This window comes from Pseudomonas sp. YL2, from assembly GCF_023063025.1.
Lineage (GTDB): Bacteria > Pseudomonadota > Gammaproteobacteria > Pseudomonadales > Pseudomonadaceae > Aquipseudomonas > Aquipseudomonas putida_A.
Map to the genome: position 1 here is coordinate 29,458 of NZ_JAJSLU010000014.1, position 16,995 is coordinate 46,452.

The 16,995-nt window shown below is 62.1% G+C and carries 14 protein-coding genes and 1 pseudogene; 5 read left to right on the forward strand and 10 right to left on the reverse strand.

All coding sequences use genetic code 11. The annotated features are described in order from the left end of the window. Positions 1-27: 27 nt before the first annotated feature. Positions 28-1,572: an MFS transporter gene (locus tag LVD08_RS19480; RefSeq protein WP_247268953.1), complete on the forward strand. Its 1,545-nt coding sequence runs from the start codon at positions 28-30 to the stop codon at positions 1,570-1,572. A gap of 132 nt (positions 1,573-1,704) precedes the next feature. Here LVD08_RS19480 and LVD08_RS19485 read toward each other — a convergent pair whose 3' ends face one another. Beyond that, complete coding sequence (locus tag LVD08_RS19485) at positions 1,705-3,096, reverse strand: aldehyde dehydrogenase family protein (protein ID WP_247268954.1); 1,392 nt, start codon at positions 3,094-3,096, stop codon at positions 1,705-1,707. Between the two features lie 103 nt (positions 3,097-3,199). On the opposite strand from LVD08_RS19485, the gene ptrR reads away from it, so the two are divergent. Next, positions 3,200-4,078, forward strand: coding sequence for a putrescine utilization regulator PtrR (gene ptrR / locus LVD08_RS19490; RefSeq protein WP_097090372.1), 879 nt, complete (start codon positions 3,200-3,202; stop codon positions 4,076-4,078). Between the two features lie 83 nt (positions 4,079-4,161). Beyond that, positions 4,162-4,825, forward strand: a pseudogene (locus tag LVD08_RS19495) (M24 family metallopeptidase). Positions 4,826-4,828: 3 nt separating this feature from the next. Here LVD08_RS19495 and LVD08_RS19500 read toward each other — a convergent pair. Both LVD08_RS19500 and LVD08_RS19505 read right to left on the reverse strand, forming a co-directional pair. Further along, entirely contained in the window at positions 4,829-5,452 is a 624-nt protein-coding gene (locus LVD08_RS19500; protein ID WP_247268955.1) for a glutathione S-transferase family protein, read from the reverse strand. 104 nt (positions 5,453-5,556) lie between these two features. Then, positions 5,557-6,972 (reverse strand): purine-cytosine permease family protein, encoded by a 1,416-nt coding sequence (locus tag LVD08_RS19505; RefSeq protein WP_247268956.1) that lies wholly within the window; start codon positions 6,970-6,972, stop codon positions 5,557-5,559. A 361-nt stretch (positions 6,973-7,333) separates the two neighbouring features. Here LVD08_RS19505 and LVD08_RS19510 point away from each other — a divergent pair, with 361 nt between their 5' ends. Further along, on the forward strand, positions 7,334-8,245 hold the full coding sequence (locus tag LVD08_RS19510; RefSeq protein ID WP_095136462.1) for a LysR family transcriptional regulator: 912 nt from the start codon (positions 7,334-7,336) through the stop codon (positions 8,243-8,245). Between the two features lie 24 nt (positions 8,246-8,269). Here the strand turns inward: LVD08_RS19510 and argE are convergent, their stop codons facing one another. From argE to LVD08_RS19535, 5 genes are all read right to left on the reverse strand, one after another. Continuing rightward, entirely contained in the window at positions 8,270-9,418 is a 1,149-nt protein-coding gene (argE, locus tag LVD08_RS19515; RefSeq protein WP_247268957.1) for an acetylornithine deacetylase, read from the reverse strand. Beyond that, positions 9,415-10,092 (reverse strand): DUF1028 domain-containing protein, encoded by a 678-nt coding sequence (locus LVD08_RS19520; protein ID WP_115989536.1) that lies wholly within the window; start codon positions 10,090-10,092, stop codon positions 9,415-9,417. The genes argE and LVD08_RS19520 overlap by 4 nt, the downstream gene beginning before the upstream one ends. Before the next feature lie 118 nt (positions 10,093-10,210). Then, positions 10,211-10,627: a RidA family protein gene (locus LVD08_RS19525; RefSeq protein ID WP_003225869.1), complete on the reverse strand. Its 417-nt coding sequence runs from the start codon at positions 10,625-10,627 to the stop codon at positions 10,211-10,213. Positions 10,628-10,685: 58 nt separating this feature from the next. Further along, positions 10,686-12,005 (reverse strand): flavin-containing monooxygenase, encoded by a 1,320-nt coding sequence (locus tag LVD08_RS19530; RefSeq protein ID WP_247268958.1) that lies wholly within the window; start codon positions 12,003-12,005, stop codon positions 10,686-10,688. A gap of 251 nt (positions 12,006-12,256) precedes the next feature. After that, on the reverse strand, positions 12,257-12,487 hold the full coding sequence (locus tag LVD08_RS19535) for a hypothetical protein (protein ID WP_027613005.1): 231 nt from the start codon (positions 12,485-12,487) through the stop codon (positions 12,257-12,259). Positions 12,488-12,528: 41 nt separating this feature from the next. Here LVD08_RS19535 and LVD08_RS19540 point away from each other — a divergent pair, with 41 nt between their 5' ends. Beyond that, complete coding sequence (locus LVD08_RS19540) at positions 12,529-12,897, forward strand: lysozyme inhibitor LprI family protein (protein WP_247268959.1); 369 nt, start codon at positions 12,529-12,531, stop codon at positions 12,895-12,897. Positions 12,898-12,934: 37 nt separating this feature from the next. On the opposite strand, the gene LVD08_RS19545 is transcribed toward LVD08_RS19540, so the two are convergent. Together LVD08_RS19545 and LVD08_RS19550 are read right to left on the reverse strand one after the other, a co-directional pair. Then, entirely contained in the window at positions 12,935-15,064 is a 2,130-nt protein-coding gene (locus tag LVD08_RS19545; protein WP_247268960.1) for a TonB-dependent receptor family protein, read from the reverse strand. Between the two features lie 202 nt (positions 15,065-15,266). Next, positions 15,267-16,811 (reverse strand): class I SAM-dependent methyltransferase, encoded by a 1,545-nt coding sequence (locus tag LVD08_RS19550; protein WP_247268961.1) that lies wholly within the window; start codon positions 16,809-16,811, stop codon positions 15,267-15,269. Positions 16,812-16,995: the final 184 nt, after the last annotated feature.

The following is a 16,995-nucleotide window of genomic DNA, read 5'->3' on the forward strand; positions in this document are numbered from 1 at the left end:
CTGGCCATTTCTTTAAAGGATGAATGCATGACAACGGTCTCTCATCAACCAGGCGCGCGTAACAAGCTGCTGATCCTCGCGGCCGTGTGCCTGTCGGCATTGGTACTGCCCTTGAGTTTTACCGGTGGCGCGGTGGCGACGCCCGCCATTGGCCGTGATCTGGGCGGCAGCCCCGTGGCCCTGACCTGGATCACCAATGCGTTCATGTTGTCATTCGGCAGTTTGCTGATGGCGGCGGGAGCGTTGGCCGACGTCTATGGGCGTAAACGCCTGTTCAGCTTCGGCATGTTGCTGTTCACCGCAGCATCGATTGCGCAGAGCCTGGCACCGTCGGTGTACTGGCTGGATGGGCTGCGTGCGGTGCAGGGCGTGGCCGGTGCTGCGGCGTTGGCCAGCGGTTCAGCGTCGCTGGCGCAGGAATTCGAAGGCCATGCGCGGACCCGCGCGTACAGCGTACTCGGCACCACATTCGGCATCGGTCTGGCTTTCGGACCGCTGCTGGCCGGCGCGTTGATCGAGGCGTTCAACTGGCGGGCGATTTTTGTTATCACCGCGCTGATCGGCGTGATCGCCATGGTCTTCGGCCTGCCCCGCATGCGCGAAAGCCGCAACCCGGATGCCACGGGACTGGATTGGCCGGGTACGATCACCTTCAGCACGATGCTGGCGCTGTTCACCTTCGGCGTGATTCAGGCGCCGGAAAGCGGTTGGGGCAGCCCGCTGGTGGGCGGTCTGCTGGGCGCTTCGGCATTGTTGCTGGGGTTGTTCGTGATCATCGAAAAGCGCGTTAAACATCCGATGCTCGATCTGACCCTGTTGCGTTTTCCGCGCTTCATCGGCGTGCAGATGCTGCCGATCGGCACCTGTTTTTGCTACATCGTGCTGGTGGTGATGTTGCCATTGCGCTTTATCGGCGTGGAAGGCTTGAGCGAAATCGATGCCGGCCTGCTGTTACTGGCGCTGTCGGCGCCCATGCTGGTGGTACCGATGCTGGCGGCGTCGCTGACCCGGTTTGTCTCGGCGGGGATTCTCTCGGGGATCGGTTTTCTGATCGCTGCGGTGGGCTTGCACGGGTTGAGCCTGTACAACGTCGGCGAGCCAAAATCCGCCTTGGTCATTGCGATGCTGTTGATCGGGATTGGCACCGGTTTGCCGTGGGGCTTGATGGATGGTCTGTCGGTCAGCGTCGTACCGAAAGAGCGCGCGGGGATGGCGGCGGGGATCTTCAATACCGTGCGCGTGGCGGGTGAGGGTATTGCGCTGGCGGTGGTGGGCGCAGTGCTGACTTCGCTGCTGCATACCGATCTGACGGGGGCAGTGGCAGGCAGTGTCGATGCGGCGTTGATTGCCGAGACCGCGCACCGGGTCACCACGGGGGACATGGCGCATGCGCTCAACACCGTTCCGGGGCTGGCCAAAGAGCGTCTGGTGCAGGGTTATGCCACGGCGTTTCAGTACCTGTTGCACATCCTTACGCTGATTACCCTGGCCTCGGCGGCGGTGGTGCTCGGGTTGTTGAGCAAGGGGCGGGCGGTTGCGCAGCCGCAAAAAACAGCGCCCGACTTGCTATAGCGGTGTGTGCGGAATTTTCGAGTGTGGGAGCGGGCTTGCTCGCGAAGGCGTCAGGTCAGTCACTATCAATGCTGAACATGCCGGCCCCTTCGTGAGCAAGCCCACTCCCACCAGTGCGTGTTGGAGTCCTGATTATTTACGATCCAGCCACACCGTCTGCGCGTTGCAGAACTCGCGCACGCCGAAGTGCGACAACTCGCGACCGAAACCGCTTTTCTTCACGCCACCGAAGGTCACGCGCGGGTCACTGGCCGAATAGCCGTTGATGAACACGCCGCCAGTGTCCAGTTCGCTGGTCAGTTGCTGGGCCAGCGCGACATTGGCGGTGTAGATCGTCGCGGTCAGGCCGAAGTCGCTGTCGTTGGCCAGGGCGATGGCGTGGGCGCAATCGCGGGCGGTGATGATCGACGCGACCGGGCCGAACAGTTCCTGTTTGAACGAGGTCATGCGGTCGGTGACATCCGCCAGCACGGTTGGCTCGTAGTAGTTGCCCGCGCCTTCGGTCTTGCCGCCGCCGAGCAACAGGGTGGCGCCTTCTTCGAGGGTGTCGCGTACTTGCTGGTCGAGTTCGTCACGCAGGTCGAAACGTGCCATCGGGCCGATATAGGTGTCAGCGGACAACGGGTCGCCGACCTTCAACTTGCGGGTGGCCTCAACGAATTTGCGGGTGAATTCCTCGACCACGCCTTCTTCGATGATCAGGCGCTTGGCCGCGGCGCAGACCTGGCCGGAGTTCTGGTAGCGACCGATGACGGCAGCCTGCACGGCCTCATCAAGATCCGCATCATTGAGCACGATGAACGGGTCGGAACCACCCAGTTCCAGCACGCACTTCTTTAGCGCGGCACCGGCCTGAGCACCGATGGCCATGCCGGCACGGACGCTGCCGGTCAGGGTTACAGCAGCGATGCGCGGGTCGGCGATGGCGGTGGAAACGCCTTCCGGGGTGACGTTGATCACTTCAAATACGCCATCGGCAAAACCGGCGCGTTTAAAGGCGTCGCGCAGCAGGTAGGCGCTTCCCATCACGTTTGGCGCATGTTTGAGCACGTAAGTGTTGCCGGCGATCAGTGCCGGAACGGCACCGCGCAGCACTTGCCAGATCGGGAAGTTCCACGGCATCACCGCGAGGATCGGGCCGAGTGGTCGGTACTCGATGCGCGCCTTGCCGCCTTCGACCTGAGTCGGTTCGGCGTCGAGCATGGCCGGGCCGTGTTCGGCATACCACTCGCAGAGCTTGGCGCATTTCTCGATTTCGCCACGGGCCTGGGCGATCGGCTTGCCCATTTCCAGGGTAATCATGGTCGCCATGGCTTCGGCGGTTTCGCGTAGGGCGCCAGCGAGGGCGGTGAGGGCGCGGGAGCGATCCTGCAGCGGCTTGCGTTTCCATTTCGAGAAACCGAATGCGGCGCGGGTCAGCGCGGCGTCGAGGGCTTCGGCGGATTCAAAGGCGTAGTGAGCGATCTGCTCGCCGTTGGCGGGGTTGATCGAGATGGCGTGGGTCTGGCTGGAAATCTGGCTCATGGCTGGCTCCTGCGAGTTCAGTGGATGGGCCTAGAGTAGGGTGGCGTTTGTTTTCTGGAAACTGAATAATAAAGATCGTTTCTTTCACGATTGGAGAATGACTGTGGATCTGGTGCAGCTGGAAATCTTCAAGGCCGTTGCCGAGCACGGCAGCATCAGCGCCGCCGCGGCGCAGATTCATCGCGTGCCATCGAACCTGACCACGCGGATCAAGCAGTTGGAGCAGGACTTAGGCGTCGACCTGTTCATTCGCGAGAAAAGTCGTCTGCGTCTGTCACCTGCTGGCTGGAGTTTTCTCGAATACGCGCGGCGCATTCTCGATCTGGTGCAGGAAGCGCGGGCCACGGTCGCCGGTGAAGAACCGCAGGGCGCATTTCCCCTCGGTTCGCTGGAAAGTACCGCCGCCGTGCGCATCCCCGAACTGCTCGCGGCGTACAACCAGTTGCATCCCAAGGTCGATCTGGATCTGTCGACCGGCCCGTCCGGGACAATGATCGACGGCGTACTCTCCGGACGATTGGCGGCGGCCTTCGTCGATGGCCCGGTGCTGCACCCGGCGCTGGAAGGTGTGCCGGCGTTCGAGGAAGAGATGGTCATCATCGCGCCGCTCAATCACCCCCCGGTGCGGCGCGCGGCGGATGTGAACGGCGAGAACATCTACGCGTTCCGCTCCAACTGCTCCTACCGGCATCACTTCGAAAAATGGTTCAGCACCGACGCTGCCGTACCGGGCAAGATTTTCGAAATGGAGTCGTATCACGGCATGCTTGCCTGCGTCAGTGCAGGGGCCGGGCTGGCGCTGATGCCGCGCAAGATGCTGCAGAGCATGCCTGGCAGCGCAACCGTGAGCGTGTGGCCGCTGGCGGCGGATTTTCGCTATCTGACCACTTGGCTGGTGTGGCGCCGGGGCACGGTGTCGCGCAGCTTGAGCATGTTCGTGCGTTTGCTGGAGGAGCGCGGGGTGGTGCGTGCGGAAGAGTAATTGACACGTTGTGTCATGACTGTATCTTGATCGGGGTTTCGCAATATAAAAAACTATACAGCGTAGCCATGAGGAACAAGCAAATGAGTGCAGCCCTGAGCGGAAAAGAAGCAGTCGGTGAGCGGTTTGTGCTGGAAACGATGCGTCATGCGCAGGGCCTGACCTGGAACGCCGTTGATGCCATCGCCAGGGTGATCAAGCCCGGCATGCGTGAGTCCGAAGCCCAGGAGCGGGGCAAGCAGATCCTCGCCGAACTGGGCATGGACCGCATCTGGCATCCGCTGCTGATCCGCTTTGGCGCCAATACGCTGAAGGCGTTTAAGGAGCGTTCCGAAGGCGATCCGGTGCTCGGTAACAACGATATTTTCTTCATTGACATGGGCGTGGTCTGGCAGGGGCACGAAGGCGATGCCGGCGCAACCTTCACCACCGGCTCCGATCCGGAAATGATCGCCTGCGCGGCGGCGTCCAAGGAGCTGTTCAAGCGTGTCGAGGCACTGTGGCGCCAAGGCGTGAGCGGTGTCGAACTTTATCTCTATGCCAGCGATCAGGCTGAAGCCATGGGCTGGAAACTCAATCTCGATATCAAGGGCCACCGCGTCAGCGATTTCCCTCACGCGATCCAATCGCGGCGGCAATCTCGGCGATTTCGACCAGACGCCAAATGCCGGGGTGTGGATTCTGGAAATCCAGATCGCCCACCCGCAGCGACCGTTCGGCGCGTTTTATGAAGATCTGTTGATCTGATTGTCACGGCGTACCGTTTCTGCCGTACAGGCGAAAGCCTTCGCGTTGGCTCAGACGCTGGTAATACGCGCTGACGGTGGGATAGTCCGGATGCGCGAGCGGCGTTTCGAACCAGCGGTTGACTGACAGCCCGATGGGGATATCGGCGAGGGAAAACCGGTCGCCACTGACGTAGGCGCCAGTCTTCTGCAACTGTTGATCGAGGATGCCCATGGTCTGCGACCACTGCTCGATGCCCTTGGCCAGAGCGGCGCTGTCCTGATAATTCGCTGACTGGCGCACCAGCGACATGAACGCATATGACCACGAGCGGTTCAGCTCCGACGCCTGCCAGTCGATCCACTGATCGACCCGCGCACGAACTCGCGGCTCGGCGGGGTAGAGGTCTGCGCCGCCATAGTTGCCCGCCAGATAACGAATGATCGTGTTCGATTCCCACAGGGTGAAATCGCCGTCCTGAATCACCGGCACCATGGCGCAGGGGTTGAGGGCGAGAAACTCCGGGGTGTCGGTGGGTTTGAAGCCCGAGCCCCAATCCTCACGCTCGAACGGGATCTGCAGTTCAGCGCAGGTCCACAGCACTTTGCGCACGTTGATCGATGACGCCTTGCCCAGAATTCGCAGCATGAGTTTTCCCTGTCTCGTGGGTGCCTGTCGGGGCATCAAGAAATACCACACCACAACGCAGAAGGCCCGCGCATGGCGGGCCTTCTTTTATCATGCGGACACCGTCACAGACTGCCCGCCAGTTTCCCGCCCATCATCCGCCGCCGATAAGCGCTGTCACGACTGGCCAGCCAGAAGTACAGCGGCGAGGTCACCAGCAGCCCCACCAGCCACGACAGGTCGGCGCCGTTGATGTGCGCCGACACCGGGCCGACGTACAGCGGGGTGTTCATGAAGGGGATCTGCACCGCAATGCCGATCGCATAGGCCAGCAACGCCTGCGGGTTGTAACGTCCGTAGATGCCACCGTCGACCTGGAAGATCGACTGGATGTCGTACTGGCCCTTGTGAATGGCGTAGAAGTCGATCAGGTTGATCGCGGTCCACGGTACCAGGACCACCAGCAGCACCAGCACCATGTCGACGAAGTGGCCGATGAAGTCCTTCGACGCGCCGACGGCGGCGAAGCAGCAGGCCAGCAGCACGATGATCGAGATCACCGCGCGACTTTTCGCGGTGGGGATCCAGCGGTAGGCGAAGGTCTGCACCAACGTGATCAGCGACAGCACCGCGCCGTACAGGTTGAGGGCGTTGTGGCTGATCACGCTGAGCAGGAACAGCACCAGCATCAGCGGCCCGATCGAGCCGGTGGCGAGCTTGACCGCGTCCATGGTGTCCATGCCCACGGGTGTCGCGAGCACGGCGACGGCACCGAAGATGAACGCCAGACTCGAGCCCAGCGCCGAACCCAGATACGTGGTCCAGAAAGTCGACGAGACTTTGACATCGGCCGGCAGGTAACGCGAATAGTCGGATACGTACGGCGCAAACGCGATCTGCCACAGCGCCGCCAGCGACACAGTGGCGAGCCAGCCGGAGAGGTTGAAGCTGCCACGGGTGAGGAAGTCATCGGTCTGAATGTGGGTGAAGATGTAGCCGAAACCGACGACGATGCCGATCCCCAGCACCCAGGTGCCGATGCGGTTGAGCACGTGGATGAATCGGTAGCCGATGATGCCGATGATCCCCGACCCGAGAGCGCCGATGACGATGCCGACCGGGACCGGCACGCTGTCGACCACGCCGTGCAGCGACTTGCCGGCCAGCACGATGTTGGAGGCGAAAAAGCCGATGTACATGACCCCGGCAATCAGCACCACCAGCAGCGCGCCGAGCGAGCCGAACTGTGCGCGGCTCTGGATCATCTGTGGAATGCCCATCTGCGGGCCTTGCGCCGAGTGCAGCGCCATCAGCACGCCGCCGACCAGATGACCGACCAGAATCGCGACGATGCCCCAGACCAGATTCAAGTGGAACAACTGCACGCCCAGCGCGCCGGTGACGATCGGCAACGGCGCGATGTTGCCGCCGAACCACAGCGTGAACAGATCCCTGACCTTTCCGTGGCGATCTTCGGGGGGCACGTATCCTATCGTGTGTTTTTCAATGAGCGGCGCGGATGTTGTTGCAGAGGTGGACATGACGAACTCCAAGGCAAGGATGAGTACGTGGACGTACTTCGGTAAGCGCCGACACGGACGGCGCATTTCTTGTTGAAGCGATCATGTGCAAAGGCCCGGGATAGATAAATTAGTAAGTTTGTTGCTTCAGACCTTAAAAAATATATGCCCCGGGTCTGGGGGCTGTCCGGTATGTTCAACAGTGATCAATAACAAAAACTTTCAGAGGCGAACCCTTTCCTGTGGCGAGGGAGCTTGCTCCCGCTGGGCAGCGAAGCGGCCCCAAACGGCACCATTCCCCCGATATTGTGAGTGCTGCGCACTCAAGCGGGAGCAAGCTCCCTCACCACAAAAGCGTTGTCTCACTTGCAGAGGTTTTTATATGGCCGCCTACAACCTGCGCCAGCTCAAATACTTCGTCACCACCGCCGATTGCGGCAGCGTCGCCGAAGCCTCGCGCAAGCTCTATATCGCCCAGCCGTCGGTCTCCACCGCGATCAAACATCTGGAAGAAAGCTTCGGCGTGCAGCTGTTCATCCGCCATCACGCCCAGGGCGTGTCGCTGACGCCCAGTGGTTCGCGTTTCTATCGCAAGGCGCTGGAATTGCTGCGAGTGGCGCATGAGTTCGAGCAGAACGCCCTGGCCGACAACGATGTGGTCTCCGGGCAGATCGATATCGGCTGTTTCGAAACCGTCGCGCCGTTGTACCTGCCGCGCCTGATCGCCGGGTTCAAGCAGCGCTGGCCGGGCGTGGAAATCCGTATTCGCGATGGCGAACAGCAGGAACTGGTGCAGGCGCTGACCGCCGGCAGCATCGATGTGGCGATGCTCTTTGAACATGACCTCGACACCACCATCGACACCACGCCGCTGATGCCGCCGCAGCAGCCTTACGCCTTGCTGCCGGCCGACCACCGCTTTGCCCAGCAGGCTAAAGTCTCGCTGCACGATCTGGTGCTGGAGCCGATGATCCTGCTCGACGTGGTGCCCAGCCGCACCTACTTCGTGAGCATTTTCGAGGAGCGCGGACTGACCCCGCACATCGTCTTCAGCTCGCCGTCGATCGAGATGGTGCGCGGCATGGTCGGGCGCGGTTTCGGCTTTTCGATTCTGGTGACCCGGCCGTTCGGCGAGTACACCTACGACGGGCAGAAAGTGGTGTGCGTGCCGCTGGCGGAAACCGTGACCGGCTCGGGCTTGTCGGCAGCCTGGCTGCGTCGGGTGCAACTGACCAAACCGGTGCAGTTGTTCGTTGATCATTGCCGTGAGGAATTGGCCCGACTGCACGCTTGAAGGCAGGCAGTCAGGCCGAAAGGATCAGGCGCGAATCGAGGCCAGCATCCGTTGCAGCATCGCATCGCAGGCATCGAGTTGCGCGCGACTGACAAACTCATCCGGTTTGTGCCCCTGATCCATGCTGCCGGGGCCACAGACCACGGTGGGTATACCCGCCGCATCGAACAGCCCGCCCTCGGTGCCGAACGCCACGGTGCCGTATTCCCGTGAACCGCAAAACGCCGCAATCAGCTCCGCCGCCTGACTCTGCGCATCGGTAGCCAGGCCCGGATAAGCCGACAGCTCACTAAAACGAATCGCACTGTGCTCGCTCACTGCCCGCATGCGCGGCAGCACTTGCTGCTCGGCGTAAGCTTGCAACTGTTGTGCGACCTGGGTTGGATCTTGCGAGGGCAGGGCACGGATCTCAAAGTCGAAGCGGCAATCGGCAGGCACGATGTTCAGCGCCTTGCCGCCGCTGATCACTCCGGTTTGCACCGTGCTGTAGGGCGGATCGAAACGTGCGTCGTGATGCTTGGGTGCTTTCAGTTGCTGGCCGATGCGCCCAAGCTCACCGATCAGCTCGGCGGCGTACTCGATGGCGTTGACCCCCAGCGGTGCGTAAGCCGAATGACACGGATGGCCGTGCACGTCGCAGCGCATCGCCAGTTTGCCTTTATGGCCGAGCACCGGTTTCAACTCGGTCGGTTCACCGATGATGCACAGCAGCGGTTTGACCGGGCGCTGCTCCAGCTCGGCGAGCAACGAGCGCACCCCGAGGCAGCCGACTTCTTCGTCATAGGACAGGGCGATGTGCACGGGCATGCGCAGCTCTGCAGCGACCAGCGCCGGCACCAGCGCCAGCACGCAAGCGATGTAGCCCTTCATGTCGGCGGTACCGCGCCCGAACAGCTTGCCGTCGTGCTCGCTGAGTTCAAACGGCGCTACTGTCCATGGTTGACCATCGACCGGCACCACATCGGTGTGCCCCGAGAGCACGATGCCCGGTTGCTCGGCCGGGCCAATGCTCGCGAACAGATTGGCCTTGCTGCGCTCGGCGTTGTAGATCAGCTCGCACGGCACATCGAAGCCTGCGAGGTAGTCGCGCACGAACTCGATCAGTTGCAGGTTGGATTCGCGGCTGGTGGTGTCGAAGCCCACCAGCGTCCTGAGCAACCCGACGCTGTTCATCGATCATCACCGGCAACGCCATAACCCGGCGCCTTGGCCGGGTCGAGTGCGCGGTCGATGTAGTCCTGCAACTGCGGCTGATAGGCGTCCCAGAGTTTTTGCAACTGGCCGATCGGGTCTTCGTCGGCCCAATCAACGCGCAAATTGACGATCGGCCAGGTCTGTTCGCCGACCACCACCACGGCCGCCGAATGCACCGGCCCGGCTTCGCCACCGAGGGCTTGTGCGGCGTGCAAGGCCTTGAGCAAGCGGTCGGCCAACTGGCCTTCGCCGTCCTCAAAGGCACTGACCATCGCTTCGATTACCGAGCGCCCGGCGAGCATGTTGCCGGCGGCCACGCATTGTTCGCCGGAGACCGCGTTGTGCACGCCGAGGGTTTGCGCGCCGCTGAAATGCGCGGTCTGGCCGAGGTGGTTGATCGCGGTGATCTGCCGGTATTGGCTGTAGCCGTTGCGAGTCAGCACCTGGTCCAGCGCAGCGTCGGGCGCGTGGCCTTGCTCCATCAGCGCGAGGACTTCCGGGCCGAGGGACGGCAGGGTGATGTTCTGGCTCGACACCGCGCCGACACCCGGCAACAGCCACGGGCAACGCGCGCCGACGGCGATGCTGGAGGAACTGATGGCGACACCGAACTGGCCGGTTTCGGGGCAACGGGCTGCGATTGAAAAGGTCATCTGTTTACTCCTTGTGTGTCTTGACTGGCCTCATCGCGAGCAGGCTCGCTCCCACAGGGGATTGCATTTCAATGTGGGAGCGAGCCTGCTCGCGAAGGCCGCGACTCGGTCTTCCGACTTACTCGGGAATCACCGCCACCACATCAATCTCCATCAGCCACTGCGGCTGCCCCAGTGCCGACACCACCAGCCCGGTGGAGATCGGGAACACGCCTTTGAGCCACTTGCCGACCTCCTGATACACCGGCTCGCGGTAGCGCGGGTCGATCAGGTAGGTGGTGGTCTTGACGATATGGCTCATGTCACTGCCGGCTTCTTCCAGCAGTTGCTTGACGTTGCGCATCGCCTGTTCGGCCTGCGCGCGCGGATCACCGAGGCCCACCAGATTGCCGTCGAAATCGGTGCCGACCTGACCCCGCACATACACGGTGTTGCCGGCGCGCACGGCCTGGCACAAATCGTTGTCCAGGGTCTGGTTCGGGTAGGTGTCCTTGGTGTTGAACATACGGATGCGGGTGTGGGTTGGCTTGCTCATGTACAGCTCCAGACTGAGTGTTCAGCGGTGCACCGGGCACCTTCGCGGAAGAGGGCAATCAAGCGTCGACGGTATCGGCGGCTTTCGTGCTGGCGGTCGAATGCAGGGCCGCTTCACGCTGCTCGGCATCCTTGTAGTCGAGGTATTTGCGCTGGGTGGCGATGTGATCGGCCACGTGTTTGGCGTCGTGCCACACGCCCCAGATGAACGACGAACCGCGGCGCGACTGCCATGGCAGCCCAAGGAAATACACCCCCGGCTCGCTGGACACGCCACGTTGATGTTGCGGTTTGCCCTTGTCGTCAAACGCTGCGACCTGCAGCCAGGAATAGTCCACGGCGAACCCGGTGGCCCAGATGATCGAGGTGATCCCGGCTTCGGCCAGATCCAGATCGAGCAGCGGATCTTTCACGCAATCGGGATCCGGATAGGTTTCGCGCGCCTCGGGTTCTTCGGGAAGATCCAGGCCATTGCGTTCGATGTAGGCATCGGCGGCATCCAGCAGGGCGAGGTAGTTGTCATCGCCACGCTTGAGGTTGTCCACAAGGTCCTGCTTGAAGGTCACCACGCCGTTATTGAACGACTCGGTCACGCCGACCAGCATCATGCCGCGATGGGCCAGACCACGGAAGTCGATGGTGCGCCCGCCATGCGCGCCGCTGACCGCGATGGTCACGTGCTCGCGACCGGGTTTCATCGCCGCCTGATCCCACTCGCCGAGCACCCCCAGCCACCAGCAGAAATCACGGTTGCGATAGGCACGCGGTGGACGGTCATGCGCACCGACCGACAGATAGACCTGCTTGCCGGAACGCTGCAGTTCATCGGCGATCTGTACGCCGGACGATCCGGCACCGACCACCAGCACCGCGCCGGCGGGCAGTTGCTGCGGATTGCGATAGTCGGCGGAGTGGATCTGCAACAGACGCGGGTCTTGCGGCGCAATTGGCGGGATCACCGGGCGCTGGAACGGCCCGGTCGCCGCGACCACGCGGCTGGCTTCGATCACCCCTTCGGAGGTCTCGACGGTGAAGCCCGGACGCCCGACATTGCGCACCACGCTTTTGACCTCGACCCCGGTGCGAATCGGCGCGTTGAATTTCTTCGCATAGGCTTCGAAATAGTCCGCCACGCGCTCCTTGGGGGCGAAACCATCGGGATCTACATCATCGAATTCCAGCCCCGGAAAGCGGTCATGCCACGCCGGACCGTTGGCCACCAACGAGTCCCAGCGCCCGGTGCGCCAACGTTCGGCAATGCGGCTGCGTTCCAGCACCAGATGCGGCACACCGAGTTTGCTCAGGTGCTCGCTCATCGCCACACCCGCCTGTCCGGCCCCCACAACAAGCGTGTCTGTTTTTATTATTTCATTGCTCATTTCTACATCCTTCCTGGCAAGGCAAGTGGATTCGGATCGCTTCAGGCTTGTCCGTTTTGCTTGCGGTCAGACTAGGCAGGAGGGGGGTATCGGTAAAATATTATTAAGCTGGGATGTGAATACAAATTGCTGAAGCAGAGTGGGGGAAGCCAGTAAAAATGCGGCTTGCAGGGCAGGGGCGGGTTGTCCCGGGCGGGAAAACCCGGGACAGACAAGGAAAATTTCTCCTTTAAGGAGGGGGGAGTGTCGCGTCAGTTGCCGTCGGCAACCTTGCGTTCGATCGCATCGGTCTTGCGCTTGAGTTCCTCGGCCTCCTGTTCCTTGGTGCGGATCGAGGTTGGCGTCAGCACCTCGTCTACTGCTTTGGTGTCGTCGTCACTGTCCTGCAGATCCCGGCGAACCACATCCACCGGTTTACCCGCCGCATCGAGCGGTGGTGCGTTATGAGGGGTTGCAGGCTTGCGGTCATCGGTGTTTTTCATTTTTCATACCTCCATTGGCTTACAACGTTGGATACGACGACATGACGCGAGTTCGAGAAATTTCACGGGTGACCGCTGCCGCCCTCGGCTGTGCGCTGCTGATCGCTGCCAATTCGGCACACGCCGCCAGTTTCGACTGCGCCAAGGCCCGGGCGGCGGACGAAAAAGCCGTCTGCGCCAGCCGCACGCTGAACGATCTGGACGTGACCATGGGCGAGCTGTTCAGCCTCGATAAACGCCTGCTGCCGATGGGCGGGCGCGATGCTCTGATCGGCGAACAACAGGCCTTCCTCAAAAGCCGCAAGGCCTGTGGTGCGAAGGTCGATTGTTTGACTGAGCTGTATCAGAAGCGCGTCGTTGCGTTGCGCAACATCATCGAGACGCGGGTGATGACGCAGGGGCCGTTTTGACCCGCTGCGTTTTTCTGCTGCTGGTCAGGTCATGCCGTCAAAGCAAACTCCACGACACCCCGACATAGACCCCCAACCCTTCACCCGGCGTAGACCGCGCCGCGTCCTGACCCTTGTCGTCATACCCCGGTGTGACCGTCGCGGCGTAGTGCTTGTTGGTCAGGTTGCGCAGGTCGAGCCAGGTTTGCCAGTCGTTTTTCGGCGCGTTGTAGCCGACGGTGGCGCCGAACAGTGCGTAGGGATCGGCGTAGTAGCTGTTGGCGTAATCCACCGCGACTTTGGACACCAGTTGCGTGTTGACTGCCGCGAAGAAGCCCTGCGGCCAGTCGTGGCGCAGTTCGCCCTGGTAGTAGTGCATTGGCAGGCCGGGCAGGCGGTTGTCGCCGAAACGCTGGTCGTCGCGGTAGTGGAAATCGCTGAAGGTGTAGGCCTGGCGCAGGCTCAATTTACGTCCGTCGGCGGCTGACCACAGCGTGCTCTGCAGGCTGGCTTCCACGCCTTGGTGCACGGTGGGGCTGGCGTTGAGTTCGTACGGGGTGACGGCGTTGGCATCCGGCAGCACCGACAGCAATTCGTGGCGCACCTGCGCGTAGTACCACGCCAGGCTCCACTGGCCGAGGGTGCTGTCGCCGCGACCGCCGAGTTCGAGGGTGGTTGCGGTCTGGTTCTGCAGTTTGATCGGGTCGCTCTGGGTGCCGGTCGCCGCACCGTTGCCGGCCGGGAAGCGGATGTTCGAGCTGTAGATCAGCGACCACGGGTGCGGTGCTTCGACCGAACGGCTGAGGTTGCCGAACAGTTGCAGGTCCGGCGTGACCTGATAGCGCAGACCCAGTCGTGGCGCGTAATCCCAGTCGTTCATGCTGGTCTTGCCGCCGCTTTGCGGGTAGGTGACGGCGCTTTCGCGGCGGGTGTAGAGGGCGGCGAGACCGGTGGTCAGCCACAGGTCGTCGGCGATTTCCAGGTCGTTGCCCACGTGCAGAACGGTGTCCGAACCCTGATAGGTGAAGTTGCGCATGCGGGTGCCCGGGGCATACGCGGCGGTGTTGCCGGACGGGATGCGCACGAACTCACTGGCGCCGTCGTTGGGCAGGTGTTTGGTGGTGCGCAGGCCCACAGTGCTGCGGCTTTCCATGCCGAACAGGGTGTCGCGGCGCTTGTAATCGAACGTGCCGCTGACGTCGGTGTAGGCCACTTTCAGACGGTTCGGGCCTTCGCGCAGGTCCATCGGGTAGTCGTGATAGACCAGCCCGGTCTTGATGCTCGAATCGTCGTCGATGTAGTAGGTGGTCTTGTTGCCGATGAAGGTGCTGCCCGGTTGTTTACGGCTGTCATCGCGCGTCACGTAGGCCGGGTTGGCCGCCCGTGGAGTGTGCTCGATCGAGTGTTTGGTCACGCGGCCGGCGAGGTCGTTGTCGGTCTCGCGATAGCGGAAGTAGAAGCGGGTTTCCAGGTTCGGATTGAAGCGATAACCGAAGTTGGCGATCACGCCTTTGCTCTCGCTGGCAGTGTGATCCTGATAGCCGTCGGCGTTCGAGTCGGTCAGCGACACGTAGTAATCGAAGTCGCCCAGCACCTGCCCGGAACTCACCTGACGCTGCTGATAACCGTGGCTGCCGGTGGCATAGCGCACCTGCAATTTCGGCGCGTCGTAGCCGGTGTGGCTGACGTAATCGATGGCGCCACCCAGCGCCAGTGCACCGCGATCAAAGCCGTTGGCGCCGCGCAGCACCTCCACATGGTCGAGCCACAGCGGTTCGAGCAATTCGTAAGGCGTGCCGCCGGGGCCGGTCAGCGGCAGGCCGTCGAGCATCGTGTACAGCCCCGAAGCGTGGGCGCCCGGTGCGCGGTTGATCCCCGAACCACGGATCGAGATTTTCACCCCTTCATTACCCGCCGACTGCGCGTAGACCCCGGGCTGATACGCCAGTACATCCTGGTTGCTCGCCACCCGGCCCTGCAACGGCTGGCGCATGTCGACCACATTGCTGCCGCCGGGCACCTGCGCCAGACGCGCTTGGGCCTCGGCGACGGAGGCGTCGACGCCGCTTTGTTCTTCAGCCGAAATCAGTACCTGTCCCAACTCCATGCTTTTGGGTTCCTCGGCCATGACCGGGCAGGCGAGGGCCAGGCCCAGCAGGGCAGAGGGCAGGGATTTGGGCGACGGCATCGAGAAACTCCAGACAGACAGGAACGGGCAGTGAACAGTGCGACGCAAGAAGGAACGACGGAAACACATGGCAATTTTGCTTTTTTAACGGGGCGCTGCGTGGCAGGTGGGGGCAGGATTGCTCAGGAGGCGGCAGTCAGGGCCATACACGCAGACGACTGGCCGGTCTCTATCGCGGCCAGTCGTCCGGCGTATATCAGGATCAAGCAATCTTCAGCGCTATAAGAATGTCCAGCGGTGTCTGGGCAAATGCCCGGGCCTGTTCGGTCATCTCGGCAAGGTTTTCTTCGGCTGTGAGCAGCGGCTGGTCACCCTTGTGCAGCACTTCGCCCTGCTCACCGATGACGGCCCACGCCAACTGCGCCCAGTCTTGCGGGTCGGTCATGCCTTGCTTGATCGAAATCAGGAACAGCTGCTGCACGCGGCTGATCGGCACGCCACCGCCGGTGACCGGGCTGGCCAGCACCTGAATGTTGCTGTTGAACAGGGCGCGCTTGCACAGTTGCAGGTTGAGGGTGTCGCAACGTTCCTGCACCTGCCTTTCGGCGGCTTCGCTCTGGCACGGGGCGGCGACGCCCATGCCGATCAGCACGGTGACAGCCTGCACCAGGTCGTCGTAAGACACGGAGCCGACGGCCATCGACAACTGCTGCAGGGTTTTCGGTGCGTAGGCACTGGCAGCGAGCGCTTCGAGCACCGGGCGGTAAATGTCCGCTTGTAAAGACGCCTCGCCCGCAGGGCCTGTGACCGTGCCGGGAATGCTTTCGATGGCTTGCAGCAGGACAAAACGCGTTCTCAGCAGGCCATCGCGTTGCTCGGCGGCAGACAGCCGATTGGCGCCACGTACGTACAGATCCCGGCGGAAGTTCTGATTGATAAAGTAGTCGCGCGCCTGTTCGCGCATGATCGGGTGCTCGATACCTTCCAGAAAGTCCATGCCTTCTGCACTCAGATTCAGCGCAGCCACAGTGTCCAGCGGTACGGCCGTGGTGGCGTAGTCGAGTTTGGCTGCGGTCACGGCATCGACCACGTCGATGAAATACATGCAGTCCCAGTTGCGATTGAAATACTCGTGGGCCACGTACTGACGGTTCTGGCCCTTGATGCTCTGCAACTGGGCACCGAGGGCCGGCGCCGCTCTGGCGTACTTCGGATTGGCCGCCAGCAGCGTTTCGGAAAACTCCATCGCGGCATCGATGCGTTTGGCCGGGCTGGTCGAGGCCTGGCTGGCAAAGCGATTGTGCAGGCTGAACAGATTGCGCAGGGGCGCCGAAGGCGACCAGCCCGGGAAGCAGTTGTAGCTGACGTATAACATGCCGCCGGGCTTGAGGTGGCGACGGGCGAACTCGACGATCAGTTGCTGATTGTCGCGGCTGACCCAGGACCAGATGCCATGCAGGCTGATGCTGTCGAACGCCGGCAGATCATCGCGGGCCAGCAGTTGCTCGAAGCTGTCGTCATACAGACGGGCCTGGCTGTTCCAGTCGTTCGCCAATGCGATGGCATGCGCGGCCTGAGATGGCGTGAAGTCGGTGCCGACATAGTTGCCCGGGTTGGCGGCGGCGTGGATGTTGATGGAAACACCCTGGCCAAAGCCCAGTTCGCAGTGGTAGCCGCCGGCGTTCTCCAAGGTGGCAAAGCCACGCAGCAACAGGCAAAAGCGCTGGAACACCGGGTTGATTTCCCGGCTGTACGAATAGGTGTAACCCTCGTCGGTGAAATACCCTTCGTTCCAGGCATTGCTCATGGGTGCATCCTTCAATTCGCGAGTGAGAGCCGCTCTTATAAGGGGTTGGCAATGTGCACCACAAGCGGAAAAACATGTAAGTGAATCTTACGATTGCCGAGGCGTTTAGACGTCTGTCTGCCATCGCTGCTGTGGGCCGCAAATCGGTTATGCAGTCTTCGGGGCAGCGCCCGGGTTAATTCGA

What these genes read in the sequence shown, in the direction of transcription:
- LVD08_RS19510 (WP_095136462.1), top strand. Translation starts at nt 7,334, where the DNA reads ATGGCCGCCTACAACCTGCGCCAGCTCAAATACTTCGTCACCACCGCC.
- LVD08_RS19550 (WP_247268961.1), bottom strand. Translation starts at nt 16,811, where the DNA reads ATGAGCAATGCCTGGAACGAAGGGTATTTCACCGACGAGGGTTACACC.
- LVD08_RS19485 (WP_247268954.1), bottom strand. Translation starts at nt 3,096, where the DNA reads ATGAGCCAGATTTCCAGCCAGACCCACGCCATCTCGATCAACCCCGCC.
- LVD08_RS19540 (WP_247268959.1), top strand. Translation starts at nt 12,529, where the DNA reads ATGACGCGAGTTCGAGAAATTTCACGGGTGACCGCTGCCGCCCTCGGC.
- LVD08_RS19520 (WP_115989536.1), bottom strand. Translation starts at nt 10,092, where the DNA reads ATGACCTTTTCAATCGCAGCCCGTTGCCCCGAAACCGGCCAGTTCGGT.
- LVD08_RS19525 (WP_003225869.1), bottom strand. Translation starts at nt 10,627, where the DNA reads ATGAGCAAGCCAACCCACACCCGCATCCGTATGTTCAACACCAAGGAC.
- LVD08_RS19500 (WP_247268955.1), bottom strand. Translation starts at nt 5,452, where the DNA reads ATGCTGCGAATTCTGGGCAAGGCGTCATCGATCAACGTGCGCAAAGTG.
- LVD08_RS19535 (WP_027613005.1), bottom strand. Translation starts at nt 12,487, where the DNA reads ATGAAAAACACCGATGACCGCAAGCCTGCAACCCCTCATAACGCACCA.
- LVD08_RS19545 (WP_247268960.1), bottom strand. Translation starts at nt 15,064, where the DNA reads ATGCCGTCGCCCAAATCCCTGCCCTCTGCCCTGCTGGGCCTGGCCCTC.
- argE (WP_247268957.1), bottom strand. Translation starts at nt 9,418, where the DNA reads ATGAACAGCGTCGGGTTGCTCAGGACGCTGGTGGGCTTCGACACCACC.
- LVD08_RS19480 (WP_247268953.1), top strand. Translation starts at nt 28, where the DNA reads ATGACAACGGTCTCTCATCAACCAGGCGCGCGTAACAAGCTGCTGATC.
- LVD08_RS19530 (WP_247268958.1), bottom strand. Translation starts at nt 12,005, where the DNA reads ATGAGCAATGAAATAATAAAAACAGACACGCTTGTTGTGGGGGCCGGA.
- LVD08_RS19505 (WP_247268956.1), bottom strand. Translation starts at nt 6,972, where the DNA reads ATGTCCACCTCTGCAACAACATCCGCGCCGCTCATTGAAAAACACACG.